13 protein-coding genes are annotated in these 19671 nt (G+C 37.9%); all 13 read right to left on the bottom strand.

Features of this window, described 5'->3' with window-relative positions:
• Positions 1-39 precede the first annotated feature (39 nt).
• Positions 40-1527 carry a UxaA family hydrolase gene (locus AC2TFD_RS07080; protein ID WP_335568946.1) on the bottom strand — a complete coding sequence of 496 codons (1488 nt, stop codon included), beginning with the start codon at positions 1525-1527 and terminating at the stop codon, positions 40-42.
• Positions 1528-1541: 14 nt separating this feature from the next.
• Positions 1542-3011: a tagaturonate reductase gene (locus tag AC2TFD_RS07075; protein ID WP_484675363.1), complete on the bottom strand. Its 1470-nt coding sequence runs from the start codon at positions 3009-3011 to the stop codon at positions 1542-1544.
• A 27-nt stretch (positions 3012-3038) separates the two neighbouring features.
• Positions 3039-4439 (bottom strand): glucuronate isomerase, encoded by a 1401-nt coding sequence (gene uxaC, locus AC2TFD_RS07070; protein WP_335568947.1) that lies wholly within the window; start codon positions 4437-4439, stop codon positions 3039-3041.
• 38 nt (positions 4440-4477) lie between these two features.
• Entirely contained in the window at positions 4478-5320 is an 843-nt protein-coding gene (locus AC2TFD_RS07065; RefSeq protein ID WP_335568948.1) for a sugar phosphate isomerase/epimerase family protein, read from the bottom strand.
• A gap of 172 nt (positions 5321-5492) precedes the next feature.
• Positions 5493-7046 (bottom strand): response regulator, encoded by a 1554-nt coding sequence (locus AC2TFD_RS07060; RefSeq protein WP_484675362.1) that lies wholly within the window; start codon positions 7044-7046, stop codon positions 5493-5495.
• Positions 7039-8844 (bottom strand): sensor histidine kinase, encoded by a 1806-nt coding sequence (locus AC2TFD_RS07055; RefSeq protein WP_335568950.1) that lies wholly within the window; start codon positions 8842-8844, stop codon positions 7039-7041. Before AC2TFD_RS07055 ends, AC2TFD_RS07060 begins: the two co-directional genes overlap by 8 nt.
• Before the next feature lie 189 nt (positions 8845-9033).
• Complete coding sequence (locus tag AC2TFD_RS07050; protein ID WP_335509575.1) at positions 9034-11940, bottom strand: fibronectin type III domain-containing protein; 2907 nt, start codon at positions 11938-11940, stop codon at positions 9034-9036.
• A 121-nt stretch (positions 11941-12061) separates the two neighbouring features.
• Positions 12062-13168, bottom strand: a complete 1107-nt coding sequence (locus AC2TFD_RS07045) for a glycoside hydrolase family 88/105 protein (protein ID WP_484675361.1) — start codon at positions 13166-13168, stop codon at positions 12062-12064.
• 86 nt (positions 13169-13254) lie between these two features.
• The gene (locus tag AC2TFD_RS07040; RefSeq protein WP_484675360.1) at positions 13255-14598 is read right to left on the bottom strand and encodes an ABC transporter substrate-binding protein; all 1344 of its coding nucleotides are present in this window, start codon (positions 14596-14598) and stop codon (positions 13255-13257) included.
• Between the two features lie 142 nt (positions 14599-14740).
• Complete coding sequence (locus AC2TFD_RS07035; protein ID WP_335509570.1) at positions 14741-15577, bottom strand: carbohydrate ABC transporter permease; 837 nt, start codon at positions 15575-15577, stop codon at positions 14741-14743.
• An 8-nt stretch (positions 15578-15585) separates the two neighbouring features.
• A complete protein-coding gene (locus tag AC2TFD_RS07030) occupies positions 15586-16527 on the bottom strand; it encodes a carbohydrate ABC transporter permease (RefSeq protein WP_335509568.1) in 942 nt (313 codons plus the stop codon).
• Positions 16528-16680: 153 nt separating this feature from the next.
• Positions 16681-18018 carry an ABC transporter substrate-binding protein gene (locus tag AC2TFD_RS07025; RefSeq protein WP_484675359.1) on the bottom strand — a complete coding sequence of 446 codons (1338 nt, stop codon included), beginning with the start codon at positions 18016-18018 and terminating at the stop codon, positions 16681-16683.
• A 152-nt stretch (positions 18019-18170) separates the two neighbouring features.
• On the bottom strand, positions 18171-19475 hold the full coding sequence (locus AC2TFD_RS07020) for a Gfo/Idh/MocA family protein (RefSeq protein ID WP_335509564.1): 1305 nt from the start codon (positions 19473-19475) through the stop codon (positions 18171-18173).
• Between the last annotated feature and the right edge of the window lie 196 nt (positions 19476-19671).

Genomic DNA, 19671 nt, shown 5'->3' with positions numbered 1-19671 from the left:
AACGATAGGTCTTCGCTGACCTATCGTTTTTTACTACTCCTATAAAGTAACTCCTGTTTTAAAAATAGCTATCTCTCTATAATCATTTTTTTCGTTATTTACTAGTTCGCCGCTTGCCACCTGGATAATATACTCAATAAATTCTCGTAATACTACATCTGGCTCCTTCTCCAACAGCACGCCTGCATTAAAGTCAATCCAATGCTGCTTCGCCTCGTATATTGGTGTATTAGTGGAAATCTTAACTGTTGGAACAAAAGCTCCAAATGGTGTTCCGCGACCAGTTGTAAATAGAACGAATTGACATCCTGCTGCAGCTAAAGCGGAAGATGCTACAAGGTCATTTCCAGGGGCACTTAATAAATTTAGACCCTTCTGTTTAATCATTTCTCCGTATTTAAGGACATCCATTACTACCGATGTACCTGCTTTTTGCGTACAGCCAAGTGATTTATCCTCGAGGGTAGTAATCCCGCCTGCTTTATTTCCTGGAGATGGGTTTTCATACACTGGTTGATTATTTTGAATGAAATATTCCTTGAATTCATTAATTAATTCAACGGTTTTTTCAAATACTTTACCATCTGCGGCCCGTTCCATCAAAATCGTTTCAGCGCCAAACATTTCAGGTACTTCTGTCAACACCGTCGTTCCGCCTTGTGATACCAAGAAATCTGAGAATCTTCCTAATAACGGATTTGCGGTAATCCCTGAAAATCCATCCGAACCACCGCATTTTAAACCAACCTTTAGTTCGGATAGCGGCACTGCTTCCCGCTTGTCATCCTTTGCATTCTCATAGATTTCCTTAAGCAGCTTAACACCAGCTTCAATTTCATCCGTCACCTCTTGAGAGACTAAAAACTTTACTCGATCTTCATCATATTCTCCCAAGCTTTCTTTGAATTCATATAAATTGTTGTTTTCACAACCAAGACCCAGTACTAACACTCCACCGGCATTTGGGTGTAGCACAGCATCCCTAAGAATTTTCTTTGTATTTTCATGGTCGTCACCTAACTGTGAGCAGCCATAATTGTGTTTTAGGACAAGGACATTTTCGAAAGGACTAATATCGCCTATTTCTTTTTCAAACAGCTTAATCATTCTTTCAGCCACGCCATTTACACAACCTACTGTTGGCACAATCCACAGCTCGTTTCTTATTCCTACATGCCCATTTTTTCTTTTGAATCCTTTGAATGTTCGGTTCTCTTTTTCATATTGAGTGGTGTTAAGCCTTTGATTATATTGATATTCCTGGATACCCTCTAAATTTGTCTTCGTATTATGGGTGTGAATATGTTCCCCCACAGAAATTCCTTTGATGGCATGCCCAATCGGATAACCATATTTAACAACATGCTCATCTATGTCAAAGTTTTGAATGGCGACCTTATGTCCTCTTGGCACATCTTCCTTTAGCGTGATTGTTTCCCCATCTACAGTAAAAGTTTGACCTTCTTTTAAATCTTTTAAGGCAACCACAACATTGTCTTGATTATGGATCTGGATGATATCCAACATTCGATTTCCCCCCGTTAGTTGGCTGCTTTTTGTCCTAAAATTGCTTCTACTGCCTTTTTCATTCCCTTTGTTTCAATCGTGAAAAGATCATTCGTAACAGCAGCGGTTAGTCCAGGCACTTGGTTTAAATCCATCTCCCAAACCTTCTCGAATGCTAACACAGTAGAAACGATGTTCTTAACGCTGTCGATTGTTCCATTATACTGACTCCACTGTACATTGAATAATTCCAGTACATCCTGGTCATCGGCTAATTGAATCTGTTCTTCTCCTCTTTTTCCCTTATAAAAAGAGATAAGGGCTGCAAGAGAAAAGACAAGTTTTTTTGGAAATTCACACTTCCGCTTGTGATATTCCAATAATGAAGGTAAATCTCTTGTCTTAAACTTAGACATCGAATTAAGTGAAATACTTAATAGAAAATGCTGCATAAATGGATTCCTAAATCGATCTAAAACAGCCTCTGCAAATGAATGCAATTCTTCGATTGGAAGGTCCAGCGTCGGGATGATTTCATCATAAATAAGCTCTTTGACAAATTGCCCGGTCACTTCATCCTCAATTGCTTGGGCTACAGTATTGATCCCGTATAAATAGGAAACTGGTGTCATTGCCGTATGGGCTCCGTTTAAAATACGTACCTTTATTGTCCGATAAGGTGTCAAGTCATCAACTACCAACGTATTTAGTCCTGCCAAATGTGCTGGAAACTCTTCACGAATTGATTGTGGTCCTTCGATTACCCATAGATGGTATTGTTCACCGGCGACTAGTAGATTATCTTTATATCCAAGCTCTTGTGTGATTTCCTCAATCGTATCTCTTGGATAGCCAGGAACGATTCGGTCAACAAGACTATTACAGAATGTATTCCCTTCATGTGTCCATGAGATAAATTCGTCATCCAGATACCAAAATTCTGCATATTTTAGGACGATTTCCTTTAGCTTTTCACCATTCCGTTCAATCAGTTCACAAGGAATGATAATAAAGCCTTTTTCCTTATCACCTTGATAAGCAATGTAGCGCTCATATAAAAAAGCGGTTAATTTTCCAGGAAAGCTTTTTTGCGGGCGATCTTCTAAATGATCATTTTCGTCAAAGGCAATTCCGGCTTCTGTTGTATTTGAAAAAATAAATCTCAGCTCTGGACTCTTTGCCAGCTCAAGATATTGATCGTATTCGTTATAAAGATTTATGCCTCTACTAATACTGGTAATTATTGAATGCTCCTGAACTGCTTTACCTTCCTTCACCCCCTGTAAGTAGAGTGTAAACAGACCATCCTGTATATTTAATCTCTCAATTTTTTCTTGGCCGCGCGGTTGGACCACCACAACACTGCCACTAAACATCCCCTGTTTATTCATGACATCAATCTGCCAATCAACAAATCCTCTTAAAAAATTCCCTTCACCAAATTGCAATACTTTTTCAGGGTATTTTTGGCGATCCTTAACTAAGCTATTATTTAAAAGTTCCATGAATGCTCCTCCTTATAAATGGGGCATCTAAAATTGAAAATACTCTTTTGCATTGTCATAAGAGATTCCTTGAACAATCTTTCCTAAGAATTCTGTATCATTAGGAACCTCGCCATTCTCCACCCATTCACCGATGAAATAGCAGACTAATCTTCTAAAATATTCATGTCTTGTATAGGATAAGAAGCTTCTGGAATCTGTAAGCATTCCAATAAAACGAGTAAATAACCCAACATTGGCTAATGCCTGCATTTGATCAAGCATCCCTGATTTATTATCGTTGAACCACCATGCGGTTCCAAATTGAATCTTTCCTGGAATACCGCCGCCTTGAAAATTACCAATCATCGCTGCGATAATTGCATTATCGTTAGGATTGAGAGAATAAATAATCGTTTTAGGAAGCGCATTGTCCTGCTCCATTGTATTTAATAATCTTGCTAATGGCTTAGCAATTTCCTCGTCATTAATAGAATCATAGCCTGTGTCTGGACCTAATATTTTAAACATTCTCGCATTATTATTTCTTAATGCATTAATATGGAGCTGCATCGCCCAGCCTAATTCGGAATAGAGCTTGCCTAGGAAAGTTAATGTATAGCTTTTATATTTCTTTTCATCCTCAATAGAAACCTTTTGACCATTCAAGGCCTTTTTAAAAATCTGTGCAGCTTCTTCTTTTGTTGTATCAGCATACATCATAACGTCAATCGCATGGTCCGAAACTCTTCCTCCAACGGAATGAAAAAAACGAGCTCTTGATTCAAGCGCTTGTAAAAAGCCATCATAGGTATCAAACGGAATATCAGAAACCTCCTGCAGCTTGTTTACCCACTCGAGATATCCATCGCGATTAATTTCTAGTCCTTTATCCGGCCGGAAACTTGGCAGTACCTTTACATCAAAATCGGACTCTTTTTTTAATCGTTGATGATATTCAAGACTATCTACAGGGTCATCCGTGGTACACACCACTTGAACATTCGATTTTTTGATAAAATCCCTTGCTCCAAAGCCATCACTATTGAGTAAAGCATTTACCTTCACCCAAATAACTGGAGCACTTTCTTCATTCAATAGCTCATTAATCCCAAAGAACCGTTGTAACTCTAAATGCGTCCAATTAAACAGTGGATTCCCAATTGTCATTGGAACGGTCTTTGCCCAAGCCAGAAACTTTTCATAATCACTGGCACTGCCAGTAATAAACTCTTCATTAATTCCATTACTGCGCATTAAGCGCCATTTATAGTGATCCCCAGATAACCAGATATCTGTAATGTTTTTAAATTTCTTATTTTCATATATTTCCTTTGGACTTAAGTGGCAATGGTAATCAATGATTGGCATATCCTTTGCATATTCACGATACAAAGTAATCGCTGTTTTATTGTTTAGTAAGAAATTATCATCCATAAAGTTTCTCATCTCGACACCCAACTCTCTTTGTTTTGTTTTATCTCTAACTAGGCATTCGCGTATTTATCGATTAAGAACGCTAGACTTCCATCAACGTATGGTTCCTGTGTGCTTTCCATTAAAATATTGATAAATGGTTTTTTCTTTTTTAATAAGGTAAATAGTAAGTCATAATTTAACAATCCTTGACCGACTGGAACGATTTTGACTTGTTCATCCTCAATAATAAAATCCTTCGCATGCATAATCACCATTCTGTCTCCAAACAACTCAAACGCTTCTTGGATAACTGCTTCTTGATTTGGATAATTATCTATGGAAATAAAGTTGGCAGGGTCATAAATTACCTGAAGATTATTAGATGGAACAAGCTCCAGTAATCTCTTCATCCGCCCAGGTGTATGAATCGGGTGGTTGATTCCTCCTTCGATTCCTACTATTACACCAAACTTTTCTGCTTCCTCCACGAGCTCCTTAACACTCTCCACTACTTCAAGAAACGGCTCTTCCGTAAAGTTCTCTTCTGTATAAACGATTTCAGCCTGAACATTTCCAGTTTCGGTCCCCACAATACAGCAGCCAAAATCCCTTGCAAACCGGAGATGCTCCTTGAATCGCTCCATCCCTATTCTTTTTTCCGCGGGATTAGGATGAATCATGTTGAAATAGCAGCCTAATACAGCTATTTGAATATCCTGGTTATTAAAAACACGCCGTATAGTTTGTACAAAACCGGGACTTAAGCTTCCTAATTCGGAATTGATATTCCTTAAGGATTTGCCTAATGCTAACTGAACAGAACTGAGCCCTTTATTTGCGATTATTTTAACGACATTCTCGATTGATGGGTCCCCAATATCATGTGCCCGGATTCCTATATTCGCCGTCATTTCCATCCTCCAGTCATTTTCCGTTCATTCCCTTACAAGTTGATTATATTAATCCGTGAAAGGGGTTACAATTAATACTGATAAAGTCCTTAAAATCTTAAACAATTTTCTTAAAAATTTCATAATATTAAAAAATCCGCATGGAATCTTCCACGCGGATTTTTTTCGTTATTTATTTGAATTTTTTCTTGAATTCAGCGGGGGTAAAACCAGTATATTTTTTAAAACAGATACCAAAATATTGAGGATTACTATACCCTGCTTGTTCACATACTTCGTACGTTTTCATATTCCCTTCTCCCAGCAGCTCCATCGCTTTTTTCATGCGTAACTCTAGCAAGAAATCCCCAAAGTTAAACCCTTTCTCTATTTTAAATAGATTACTAAGGTAAGGTGTGCTGACATGGATGAACTCAGCAACTTTTTGAAGAGTTAAACTGCTGTCGTGGAAATTCTCCTGCATATACTTAATTGCTTGGTCAACATGACTATAGTAATTGTTTTCTTTCTTTTTATACATAGCTGAAGACCATTCTTCGATTAGACTATGCAGCATTTCTGTCATTTCTGTCAGGCTTGATAATGCCATGATATCTTTATATACATCAGATGAGTTAAAACGATCTGTTGAGTCTTCCTTTTTCCATTTCTCAATTTCAAAAAAGAGCATAGTACTGAATTTAAGTCCCAGTACTTTTAAATCTGCTAGAGGAACCGTTTTTCGATCAATTATAGCGGTGCTTAACTCCACCAGTGCTTCATTTGCCTTTTCTGGTAAACCGGACTTGATTTGATTCTCGAATTTCATCTCTAAATCTTGGATATGCTCTTCTTTTTGGTTACACTTTGAAACCGTCTCATCCAAAGAGATGACACGCCCTGTCCCCATAATATGTCTCATATCCATAGCTACCCTGGCTTCTAGGAAAGACTTACCGACTTCAAACCGATTTGGATAGGCACGTCCATGTGTAATGGTAATGTTATCGTCTATTTCTATGCTTAGATAATTAAACAGAGCTTCGGCTAGCTCCCCTTTCCTTGAATCCTGATCTTTTTCAAGTGATAAAAGGATGACATATTCACCAACTTCTGCGTTCATCACCAAACAAGGTAAGTCAATAAAAAAGGAAGAAGTGAAACTTGTAATCTTATCTTTAAAAAAGTTTCCCTCGAGCTCAAGCTCAATGGTATTCTTAACAAGAATAACCGCATAGAAAGGACCTTCCATTTCAACATCCAGCGCCAGCAGCTCATTCTCGACATCCACTCGGTAATCGCCTTCTCGAGACAACTTTTGAAAGAATTTCTGCTGCAGTAAAGGCAGGGACTCTATGATTCTTTTTTCCTTCACTGATTCTTTTTCCCAATCTGCTGCTGCTTCTTTGGCTTTTTTTAGCAGGTATTCCGAATCAACAGGCTTTAATAAATAGTCAAATGCTCTCAACTTAAGAGCTTCCTGTGCATACTTGAAATCTTCATATCCAGTCAGAAAAATAATTCTTGTCTCAGGGCTTCTTTCTTTAATCTGTTTCGCCATTTCTAACCCACTCATAAAGGGCATATTTATATCGGAAATGACCACTTGGGGCTGTTCCTTTTCGATTAACTCTAATGCCACCTCACCGTCTCCCGCTATAACAAAACCATGTTCTCCCCAAGGGATCGCCTGGCATATGCCCCGACGAATAATTCTATCATCCTCTACAACAATTACTTTATGCATATTCGTTAATCTCCCCTTTTGTTTTGGGAATCCTAATGCTAACTACTGTTCCATTACCAGGTTCACTTGCAATAGTAAGACCATATTCGTTTCCGAAGTGAATTTTAATTCGTTCATTTACACTTTGCAGGCCAATACCGAGATACCTCTTTTTCTCTTGATACGAGGCTTCTATTTCTAGCAAGATATCTTTTAACTTTTGTGGTTCAATTCCGTTTCCATTATCCTCGACCTCTAAGTGGATGGTATCTTTAACCTGAAATCCACGAATGGTGATTTTTCCTTGCCCTCGTTTCTGCTTTACCCCGTGGTAAATAGCATTTTCAATAAGAGGCTGCAATGAAAGTTTAATAATATTATTGGAAAGAATCTCTTTGTCCATTGCAATTTCATAGGAAAAATCATCGCCATAGCGCATTTCCTGTATAAACAAATAATGCTGAATATGTTCCATTTCTTCATGAATGGAAATAATTTCTCTTCCTTTACTGATTCCAATGCGGAAAAAACTTGCAAGTGCACTAATCATTTGGCTAGCGTCTTTATTTAGACCCATATCACACAATCCTTTAATGGAATACATCGTATTATAAAGAAAGTGTGGATTAATTTGGGCATGCATAATGGCGAACTCTAATTGTCGTTTCTCTTCTTGTTCTAAACGGATTTGGTCCATTAAGGTATTAATTCGGATAATTAATTCTTTAAAGCCTGTATGGAGAATTTTCATTTCTTCTGGACCTGACATTTCAATATTTAGGTCCAGATTTTTTTTATTAATCATCGCCATCTGGTTCGCCATTTTTTTAAATGGATGGGTAATATATTTCCCTACTATATTGGTAATAAAAATTGCACTCATAATCATCAAAATGACCAATAGGATGGTGAAATCTTTGATGTAATTGACTTTATTTAAGATTTCATCTTGTGGAATTACAGCTGCTATTTTCCAGTTGTTCGAACGTAATGTATTGAAAATCACAATCATTTCTTCCCCTGCGGTATTTTCATAGGAGAACTCCCCAGCTTCGTCATTAAGGTTTTGCAGCGATTGAAGAGTAGGCTGATCCAGCTTATATTCGGTTTTAACAGTTTTAGATTCATAGATTCCATCTGGACTAATCAGTGTCAGGTATCCATTCTCTCCGATTAACGATTTATTCAATACTTGTTCAAAAAATTCTACCCGTAAATTAAATAAAATAATTCCTTTTGAGGATGATTGATTCTTATCAATCAATCGAAATAACGACATGACCTTATTATCTTTATTAAATTCATGGTCTTCGTGGATATTTCTCCAATAAAAACCCTCTTTGTTACCATTAAATTTTGTAAAATACTCATCATAATTGATCGTTGGATTTGAATTGTAATTGGTATGATACAATAAGAAACCATTTTGCTTATGATTTACGAGGACGGATTCAAGAATGACATTGTATCGTGAATAAATTAGCTTTAAATTATTATCAATCTCAACATAAGATTCCGGCTTTATTTCAGATACATCTTTATCTACTAACGATAATATTCTAGGATCATTCGATAAGGAGACTAACTGCTGAAAAACATCTGCCAGCATATTATCAAGATAATTCTTCGTTTGAAAAATCGTATCATTCACATTTTTATAGGCATTTTCTTCTATTTGTGCGGTTGCTAGCAAAGATGAAACCCATCCTGTAATGAGTATAAAAAGAATAATGATAGGTAAATAGAGAGTATTAATGGTGGATTTAAAAGAATAGAAAAAATGTTTGCGAATAAAGTTTTTAATCTTTACAGCTGTCATAGAAGGAACTCCCTGTTAGTATATAAATTATTAATATCCTCTAATTTAATTGTAACCGTTTTCCGCATTTTATCATAATACAAAATTATTGGTCAATTGGATATAAAAACAGCGGCCAGATTAAAAAATCTAGCCGCTGTAGTCTAGTTTACCTCTGGAGCAATTAATCTTAATGCTTTTACTGCATTATTACCATTTTAAAGTGAGCGTTTTGCTTGGTCCAAAGCCACTCCAACGATAGCCTTCCACTCTGACAAGACCGTTCGGAATGACATCGGATAGTCTTTCTCTTTTTGAATACTTGATTCCTTTTCCGACTGCTTCTACTTTAAATGTATACTCTTTTCCTGGTTCGAGACCTTTTGCTGTATAAGTAGTAGCAGCAGTTGTCATTTCTGCGTTAATTGGCGTAAAATCCACACCTTCAGGCCTAATTGGCTGCCCATTGATATATACGCGATATCCAATTACCTCTTGGTTATTGGCTTTTGCATTGTTCCAAGAGAGAGTCACACTTGCTTTATCTTTTTCGACTTTTGCCCTTAATCCACCATTAAAGCTTGGTGCTCCAATCGCATATGGAGCGGCTGTTTCGATTTCCAGAGTGGTGTTATAAGGTGTCTTGTTTCCTGCAAGATCTACTGCTGCCACTGTTACATCATATTTTGTGCCTGGTTGAAGATTGGATAGTGTATAGTTGCTAGTTTTAGCAAATCCTTGTAATTTGCCATTTGCATATACATTATAACCTGCAATACCAGTATCATCACTTGCGGCATCCCATGTAACGGAAGCCCATGTAAAGCCGGGATATATAACCTCAACTGCCTTGCCGCTAAAAGTATCACTAGCAGGAATCGTAGTTGTTGGTTCCTTAATCTCAGTATTTGCTGGAAGCACTGGAGCAGTTACATCCGCTCCTCCATTTGTTTTTACTTTGGTGGTTGGGCCATCAGAAGTACGATTGCCAATCCCGTCCGTTGCTTCTACCTTAAAGGTGTATTTCTTAGCTGGTGTTAAACCGGAAACTGAAAAACTCGATTCTTTCGTTGTCGTGTAGCCAGCTCCAATCTTCTCACCATCTTTATAGACAGTGTACCCCGCTACCCCTAAATTGTCTGTTGCGGCATCCCAGGTTAAAGTCACACTCTTACCATCTTCAGATGAGACTGCCTGCATCGCAGCACCTTTAGACCATTTAGGCTTTTGCGCGGCATTTACAGGAGCTGCTGTCGTATTTTCAAAAACTAGACCAGTAGAGTTGGTAATTCTCCAAGGACTTCCATTGTTATCTTTGACATTCGTAAATGCAACATTTATAAATTTAATATCTTTCGCGTAATCCATTTTCACGGAATATACATTATCAAATTTCACATCTTTAAAGGTAATATTTTCGTGATAGACTTCTCCGACATCATTATTTCCTTGTAAGAGGATTGCCTGTTTATTGCTGCCGCCTTGGTTGCGTACAGTGGTATTTTCAATCTTCATATCTCTGAATTGCGAAATTTGCTGTGCTGGTTCATAAAGTATCGCAGCATTCGCGTCTTCATATGCAGAAGTAAAAACAAATGGACCATCACCGTCAATTCCTTCTAAAGCATTATCCCGGAATAGGATGTTCCTTGCTCCGCCACCCATCGGGGTATTGGTTTTGCTGCGTAAACCAACATCCGTTTTATACATGATATTGTCTTCGATGACAAAGTCTTGGATCCAGCTGCCAGTATGACTGCCTGTTACCACCCCGCCGTGACCTTCACGAATATAGTTATTGAAGATCCATGCATTTCCAGTCGGTTCTTTACCTGCTGCTGCCTGCCCCATACCTGCTGCAAAGTTAATGGCATCATCTCCGGTATCCACAAAGTTATTGAAGACCATAATATGCTGGGAGTCCCCAAACTCATAACCATCCGCATTATTGGCATCGTATGTTTTTGAAATCGTTCCATTTACAACAATGTTTTTACTATGAAGATTCACAATCCCGTGAAAAGCGGGATTCAGTTGTGTAAATCCTTCATAATACATACCGTCTACACCACGTACCGTAATTAAGCTAGAGCGTGTGGAATAAGCGGATTTCACGTTCATCCCCATCTCTTGTGACGCATAGGATTGGGTAGCTCCTAAAATACCAAGTGTATTAGGAGAATTAAGATCTAACGGACTCATCTTTCCATTTTCTACTTTTACATTGCCTGTAACTTTTGAGTTATTGCCCGCAAAGTAAAATGGCAGTTCATTACCTAGTTCATCAATGGTTGGTTTTTTTGACGGGTCTAGCTTCCAGCCATTCCCATCAATCGTTCCTTTCCCTGTAATTCTAATATTCTTAAGACTGCCATAATCATATGTATGAGCATTGATCAGGGAATAGGAACGTTCATCTGTCGAATAATCATATACCCAGAAATTCCTGCTATAATCTTCCGGGTCATTGGAACCTAGTAAGTAACCATCTACTTGTAAAGTCATATCCGATTTAAGCCATAACTCTCCGGAAGTAAACTTTCCTTCTGGAATTAAAACTTTCGCTCCTGTTGATGCTGCATCAATGGCAGCTTGAATGGCTGCAGTATCCTTCGTGTCATCATCTGGAGTGGCACCAAAGTCGACAATATTGAAAACCTCTGGTACTGGTGTTGTTTTTCCTTCAATCTTGTTAGAAGGAGCTGATTCAACTCCATCTTTTTTTACGGAAGTGACATAAAATTGATATGAACGGTTTGCTTCCAGATTTTCTACGGTGAAATTATGAATGAGAATGTCGACATGAAAATCATCTTTATCAATATTTTCATAGAAACTATCTATATACTCTTTTGCCGGACCGCTGTTATCCTTTAAAGCACTGCCAATTTTTACCCCATCCATATAAACATTAAAATCAACGATATCCTTATAATCTTCAGGTTTTTCCCACACAAGGGTGATGCTGTCATCGTCAAAAGCAAGTTTCGGTATCTGTAAGTTTACTGGTGCATCCGAAGTAGAAGTTTGTGTTTTTGCCAGAGGTGCTGTTCCCAAATTACTGAATATCAGCAATATTGCAAAAAATAAAGAGAAACTGTTTTTAAATATCTTCAACTCTTTTACCACCTTTTTTCTGACTTTATGGAACTCCTTTTCCTATGCAAAAAAGCTACATAGGAAAAGGTTCATATCTTAATATTCTGAAGGGCTAAAAAAAACGTTCCGTTGAATGCTATTACTTAATTAGGTCGTAGTACGCCATGCTGCCTAAAATAAATGCACCCATTCCATGAAGATCATTTTCGGATGTTGGACGTGATACATAGTAATCGTATGTTCCTGCTGAAGTTCCGATCACGATTCCTTTTAAGGTGAAAGAAGAATCATTCGTTTCCACCATATGCTCTAATAATCCTGCATAGGCTTTATCACAAACTTCACGGTAAGAATCATCAACAATACCATGCTTTACAGCCTTCGCAATAAAATATAAGAAGAGAGCAGAACAAGAGGATTCTAACCAATTGTCTGGACGGTCTCCTTTATCGACCACATTGTACCATAGGCCAGACTGTTCATCCTGGAATTTCACGATAGCTGGAATGAAACTTTGGAGGGATTGAATCCATTCTTCTTGACCACGTTTCTTTTCACCCAAAACCTCTAACAGATCAATCAATGCCGCACCGTACCAGCCAACCGATCGGCCCCAAAAGTCCGTTGAACAGCCTGTTTCTGGATCAGCCCATGGCTGCACTTTTTTCTCATCCCAAGCATGGAAGAGCAAACCAGTACTAGGGTCTGTCATGTGTTTTCTCATTAACTTTTCCTGAAGCAATACATGCTGAACCAATTCTTCTTCTTGAAAATGCTTGCTGTACATAAGCATGAATGGCCCACCCATAAAAAGACCATCTAACCACATTTGATAAGGGTATTTTTCCTTATGCCAGAAACCATTTTCAGTGGTTCTGTTAATGGTATCTAATGCGCTTCTTAATTTCTTTGCCGCAATCATATATTTAGGATTCTTTGTCTTTTCATATAAAGGAAATAAAAGAATCCCCGGCATGATAGAATCTAATTGATCTCTCTCGAAAACGACATTTCCTTCTTCATCAATTAAGCGATCAAAATAACCTTGGATGTAGTTAAAATACTCTTCCTTACCGGTTTCTTCCCATACTCTATACATTCCATATAGAAAGACACCTTGGTGATAATGGAACCAATTTACTGGAGGTAAATCCGCAGCCCGATAAGTATTCATTAATGCTTGGCATGCCTTTTCCGCCATCACCAACGGAGTTTCTGTTCTTATTTTATCTGTTGTATTTTCCATTATCCTATCTCCTTCTCAGCTATCTATTTAATCTTCCATATAAGAAAACTGGGTGTTAATAGAATCAACACCCAGAATGTACTAACTTACTTTTTAAATGTTGCATCATATTTTTCTTTAGAGTCTTCAATTGCTTTTGCCCACTCATCTAGGAAGTCCTTTGCAGACATTTTTCCACTCATAACTGCCTGTACACCTGGGTCTACTACACCATCAAGAATGGCACGATAATCTGGCAGATAGAATGGCGGTTCATATAGTTTTGTATCAGGATTATTGTAAACTTCAAAGGCTGTTTTGATATGCTGTGCATCTTGTACCCATTTATCATCCAACACATCAGAGTTTGTAGGGATTTGGCCCGTTTGTTCATTCCAATAGCTTTGTGCTTCTTCTGAGTTAACAAATTCTACGAATTTCCATGCTTCATCAGCATGCTTTGTTGATTTGAAGATCGCTAGATTAACTGCATTACCACCTTCTGCAACATATTGACCTTTTTCTGTTGTCGGTAGTGGAATTAACTTGTAGGAACCAGCTGGTAACGCTTTATTGTGCTCACCGTAAGAACCAGGATTGTGGTGTACCATTGCTACTACACCTGTGTCAAAGCCTGCAATCATTTCTTTATAACCATTTGTGATATCACTCTTTGGTGTAAATTTGTCATAGTAAGAGAAATACTTCTCAACAAATTCTACGTGTTTCGGATCGTTGATGTTCGTCTTACCATTTTTATCAAAAAAGTCTAAACCACTATAAGCAAACATTGCTCTTTGAATCGTGAAAGATGCACCTGCACCACCGCGAATGGTAAATCCATAACGATTATTGTTTTGATCTTTCATTTTTTCAATAACTGTAAAGAACTCATCCCATGTTTTAGGCTCTTGTACACCAGCTTGTTCAAACCAGTCTGTACGAATCCATAAAGCATCTAAATTCTGTGCATATGGAATACCATAAAGCTTGCCATCTTGAGTAATTTTCTTATTTACACCAGTAGCACTAGGGTTAATTTTCTTACTGATGTCAGACTTTTCGAAATAAGAATCTAGTGGCAGCAAAGCTTCACGAATAGAGAATTCTGGCAGCCAGGTTGTTTGCACAGAGCCAATATCCGGCATATCATCTGCCGCAATTGCAGCATCATATTTTGATTTTGCAGAACTATTCGGAATACCAACATACTCAACATCAATATTAGGGTTCTTTTCTTCAAATCGCTTAATGACTTCTTCCCAAACAGGGGTACGTGCTGGGCCTGCGTTTTCATCCCAAAATTGGAGTGTTACAGGTTCATCCGATTTCGTTGTGTCTTTCTTAGTCGTTTTTGTTGCAGCTTGTTCCTCCCCACCGCAGCCTGCAAGCAGCATACTTGCCGCCATTGTTAGTGCAAGTACAGAGGTTGTCATTTTTTTCTTCATCATGGTAATGCCCCCTTAATATTTTTTATAAGTCTTGTTTCTAAAAGTATGGTGTTAAAATCCTAAAGCCGATTTTAACGCTGAACAAAATAGTTTGGTGCTTGAAATAAAGGTTGCAAGTTCTTTTCTAAAGAGCCTTTTATAATTAGCCTTTTACAGCTCCACCCATACCGTTTACAAGGTGCTTCTGTGCATAGGCAAATAATATAACTGCAGGAATTAAAGCGATTACACTCCCAGCCGCCAGTGCACCATAGTTGATACTAAATTCTCCCAGCATCGTACTTAATCCAACTGGGAGGGTAAATTTGGATTGTTGATTGGTCAGCATCAGTGCGATTAAAAATTCATTCCAAGTATAGATAAAGGTAAAAACTCCAGTTGCTACAATCCCAGGCAGCAATAATGGGAATACTACATGACGCAGTGATTGAAGTTTCGAGCAGCCGTCAATCATCGCTGCTTCTTCTAATTCCCTTGGAACATTTGAGATAAATCCACTCATCAAGATCGTAGTAAACGGAATCTCAATTGCTGTATATGTAATAATAAGTGAAAGTGGATTACTGATTAACCCAAGATTTTTGAAAATGACGAACAAAGGAATAATCATCATCGCTCTTGGAATAAATTGAGTACATAACAGCATAATCATAAAACTGCGTTTTCCTTTGAACTGATATCTGCTTAATGCATAACCGGACAATGTCGAACAGACAAGCACAACCAAAACAGTAGAAACCCCAACGATTAAACTATTTTTAAAGAAAGTAGCAAAACCGACATTGGTCCACGCAGTCACAAAGTTTTCAGTTGTCGGGTTTACCGGCAAGTACTGCAGAGGACGTTTTACGATATCTCCTTCAGGTTTAAAAGCTGTATTTAATGTCCAGTAGATTGGAAAGATGGTAAAACTCAACAACATGGTTAAAGGAAGGTATAGAGTTAAAAGTTTGTCGACTTTTTTATTTGCTGTAAACATCCTTCAAATCACTCCTTTTCATAACGTGATAGCTTCAAATAAAGGATGGCGAAAACGAGTAAGATTCCAAATGAAACGACCGTTAATGCTGACCCATATCCAAAATTGCTTCCATGAACAGCTAAATCTGCAATATACATCGTAAGTGTTGTAGTTGAATGTGCAGGTCCGCCACCCGTTAAGTTAAACAAAAGATCGACGTTATTAAACTCCCAAACTACTCTTAGTAATGTAGTTAGGACAATCGTATTTTTTAATTGTGGTAATGTTACATAAATAAACGACTTCCATCTGCTTGCACCATCTACCTTGGCTGCTTCATATAGTTCATTCGGAATACTTGATAATGAAGCTAGTAACGTGATGGCAAAGAACGGAATCCCCCTCCATAATTCAGCTATAATAACCGACGTAAAGGCTGTTGACGTACTTGCTAAGAAAGCCTGTGGTTCATCAACGATTCCCATTTTCATCAGCAAGTCATTGAGTACACCCATATGTTCATTAAACATCAATGACCACATAGTTGATGCCAGCACCCCTGATATAGCCCAAGGGATAAAAGCCACCGCACGTACTACCCCTCTAAACTTAAATGTTTGGTTCAATAGTAGGGCTAGGATCATACCAAACACTAATTGTAGTCCAACTTCCGTTACAACCCATTTCAAACTATTTATTAAACTAGGTATGAACATCTTGTCATTTGTAAATATTTCTTTAAAGTTCTCTAAACCAGCAAAGCCATTATAATATGGTGCCGACACATCATAGTGTTGAACACTGTAATAGAATACAGTCGCTATCGGATAAAATAGAAAACCTAAGATTATCAGGAAAGAGGGCAGTATAAAAAGGTAGGGAACCCATTTATCCTTTTTGATTTTCTTCCGATTCACCGCCTTTTTGCTGTTAATAACCGTTTCAGTAAAACCTTGTGATAAACTCATCTCGTTTCCTCCTCTCTGTTTTTTATAATAAATGAAAACGGTTACTTAAATAATTAAAGATTTTAAGATGATTGATTAAAATTTTAAGATATTTCAAAATATAGTTTAAAATACAAAAAGGCACCGGTGCTTATTTGCACCAAATGCCTAAGTTTATCTTAAATTAGCTAATGATTCATCGTATTGCCGCTCTGCTTCTTCCATTGCTTCTGCCCAATTATCTAGAAACTCTTCCACGGTTATTTTACCGCTTAACACTGATTGTGTACCGGTGTCGACGATGGTATTAAGAATGGTTCGATATCCCGTGAGATAGAATGGCGGCTGAAAAAGAATAGTATTCGGGTCATTATAGACTTTCAGAGCTGTCTGAATATGCGGTGAAGTCTTGACCCATTCTTCATCGAAAACATCAGTATAAGTAGGAATTTGGCCAACTCTTTGATTCCAAAAACTTTGTGCCCACTGCGAATTAATAAAAGTGATAAATTTCCATGTTTCCTCTGGATGTTCCGTTCCTTTAAACATACTTAAGCCAATAGTATTGCCGTCTTCCGCTACATAATGGCCTTTAATAGATTTTGGCAAGGGGATCGCTTGGAATTGACCCGGATTCAACGCTTCGCTATGTTCCGCAAAAGATCCGATGTTATGCTGAACCATCGCAATCTTCCCTGAATCAAATCCAGCAATCATCGCCTTATAATCATTCGTGATATCGCTAATAGGAGTATAGGTTTGATACAAGGCAAAATATTTCTTTAAGAATTCCACATGCTTGGGGTCATTGATTGTGCTTTTCCCATCTTTGAAGTATGTTTCAATGCCTGAGTAGGTATACATCATCCGTTGTAACTGGAAAGAGCCCCCTGCTCCTCCTCGAATGGAATATCCATAACGATTATTCATTTTATCCGTTAACCTTTCAACGGATTGAAAGAAATCATCCCATGTGTCAGGCGTGTTCAAATTGGCTTCTTTAAACCAATCCGATCGAACCCAGAGAATATCCAGGTTTTGTGTATAGGGAATTCCATATAACTTTTGATTATGCACGATGCGTTTATTAAACTCGATTGCAGCTTTATTTATTTTTTCCTTTTCGCTCCATTTTGAAAAATTAGTATCTAATGGCATTAATGCGTCACGCATCGAAAACTCTGGCAGCCAGCTCGCATAAACGCTAGCAACATCAGGCATTTCTCCTGATGCAATAGCAGCATCAAACATGGCCTTTGCTGAGTCCTTAGGCAAACCAACGTATACAACATCAATGGTTGGATGCTCCTTTTCAAATCTAGTAATTAATTCGTCCCAAATAGGGGTCCGCTGTGGTCCAGTATTATCATCCCAAAAAATAATTTTAATCAATTTATCTTCTTCTTGGTTTGTCTGTTGGTAAAAGGAGTATTTGCCTTTGCACCCTGTAAGCAGCAATCCAATGATCATGATTAGAGCCATCACAGATGTTGTTCGTTTCTTCCTAAGCATGCTTTACTCTCCTCTTTGAACAGCCGATAATTCCTTAAAGTATAAAATCATTCTACTCATTTTGAACCACCATGCAAAGTTAATTTCATTGAAAAATGAAAAAAACATACTATCAGTCTAAAATTACGATAGTATGTTTTTCTATCCATTCCCTAAAACTTATTTGGCAGGAGATCAGACTGAAATAAAATTTCTTTTATGTTAATAGGTCTCTTTTCTGCTACGGATCGCCATACCGCTTCCCCAACAGCGATGGAATAGGCACCCGCATCCGCACCTGCCAATATTTGATATTTTCTAGCTGGGTCCGGACCAAGGAATAGATCTGCTAGAAGAATAGGATCTCCCCCTCCATGTCCGCCAGACTCTTTGACAAGTTCAATCGTTTCTTTTCCACCAAAAAGAGGAAAATATTCGATCTTTTGTTCAGGATACTCAAAAGGAATTCGAGAAGGTTCATGGTATTCCGTTGTTTCAATTCTTCCTTTCGTTCCATTGATCGCCAGGCGGTACCCCTCATAAGGAGCCGAAAAATTAATCGAGTAACTTAGCATACTCCCGCCGTCATATTTAACTGCAGCCACATACGTATCCTCAATCGAGATGTCTTCATCAAAAATACAAGCATCAGGTCGATAATTCGTATAAGGCACATCCTTTTCATAAACACCTGCTAAAAGATGGTCATCTCTTACGGTAGTCGACCCGCTTCGAGGGTTCCAACGCCTAAAATAACTGCAATCGTTCCGAACATCACAAGTTCCACAAAAACGTCCCGACTCTTTTTGCGGATTCAACTCACTCTCATGACCAAAGTAATTTAAAGCTCCGTATGCAAACACTTCTTCAGGCTTTTGGTCTAACCACCAATTGATTAGATCAAAATGATGGGTAGACTTATGAACTGATAAGCCTCCTGATGTATTACGATTCCGATTCCATCTTTTAAAGTAACTTGACCCATGATACGTATCAATATACCAATTTAGGTCAATGGAAGTGATCCTGCCAACTTTCCCTTCAAGAATCATTTCTTTAATTTTTCTGTGAAAGGTACTATAGCGGTAATTAAAGGTGACAAGGACCTTTCCTTTGCTGGCTGCCTCAGCTTGCATTACCTTATAGGCATCATCTGCGTTTGTCACCATTGGCTTTTCAGTAATCACATTCACCTGTTTCTTTAAGGCCCTTAAAATATAATCAACGTGAGTATCATCTCTGCCTGTTACAAGAACATAATCCGGCTTTGTTTGATCGACCATCGTTTCAAACTGTTCTGGGAGAAAGATTGGAACTCCCTCTAACTGCGGATACTTTTCCTTGCAAATCGTAAATCGAAGTGTGTCTGAATCTAGTAATCCTACAATTTCATTCTCTTTTGAAAACTCATGTAAAAGAGGTTTAATAAACATTTCCAATGCGCGATTGCTAACGCCGCAGATTACATACTTTTTCATACAAATCCCTCCAATTTTTAATAAAGGCAGATTTACTTATCCTCATTTTATATGGAAACCCTTTCTTAATTAATTGAGAATCTTTAGTCTTTTGTGTAAATATTTAAGATAATCTAGTTATAAATTTAATAAATATAACTTATAAATATCTCAATATTCTGTTAAACTTCATCCAAAAAGGTTTATAATAGACTTA

Source organism: Neobacillus sp. plas4 (assembly GCF_057221695.1).
This window is presented reverse-complemented; position numbering and strand designations above follow the sequence as displayed.

Bases quoted from the DNA above. Each gene is read 5' to 3' on its own strand.
- AC2TFD_RS07075 (WP_484675363.1), bottom strand. From the start codon at position 3,011: ATGGAACTTTTAAATAATAGCTTAGTTAAGGATCGCCAAAAATACCCT.
- AC2TFD_RS07045 (WP_484675361.1), bottom strand. From the start codon at position 13,168: ATGGAAAATACAACAGATAAAATAAGAACAGAAACTCCGTTGGTGATG.
- uxaC (WP_335568947.1), bottom strand. From the start codon at position 4,439: ATGAGAAACTTTATGGATGATAATTTCTTACTAAACAATAAAACAGCG.
- AC2TFD_RS07060 (WP_484675362.1), bottom strand. From the start codon at position 7,046: ATGCATAAAGTAATTGTTGTAGAGGATGATAGAATTATTCGTCGGGGC.
- AC2TFD_RS07080 (WP_335568946.1), bottom strand. From the start codon at position 1,527: ATGTTGGATATCATCCAGATCCATAATCAAGACAATGTTGTGGTTGCC.
- AC2TFD_RS07020 (WP_335509564.1), bottom strand. From the start codon at position 19,475: ATGAAAAAGTATGTAATCTGCGGCGTTAGCAATCGCGCATTGGAAATG.
- AC2TFD_RS07040 (WP_484675360.1), bottom strand. From the start codon at position 14,598: ATGATGAAGAAAAAAATGACAACCTCTGTACTTGCACTAACAATGGCG.
- AC2TFD_RS07030 (WP_335509568.1), bottom strand. From the start codon at position 16,527: ATGAGTTTATCACAAGGTTTTACTGAAACGGTTATTAACAGCAAAAAG.
- AC2TFD_RS07025 (WP_484675359.1), bottom strand. From the start codon at position 18,018: ATGCTTAGGAAGAAACGAACAACATCTGTGATGGCTCTAATCATGATC.
- AC2TFD_RS07065 (WP_335568948.1), bottom strand. From the start codon at position 5,320: ATGACGGCGAATATAGGAATCCGGGCACATGATATTGGGGACCCATCA.
- AC2TFD_RS07055 (WP_335568950.1), bottom strand. From the start codon at position 8,844: ATGACAGCTGTAAAGATTAAAAACTTTATTCGCAAACATTTTTTCTAT.
- AC2TFD_RS07035 (WP_335509570.1), bottom strand. From the start codon at position 15,577: ATGTTTACAGCAAATAAAAAAGTCGACAAACTTTTAACTCTATACCTT.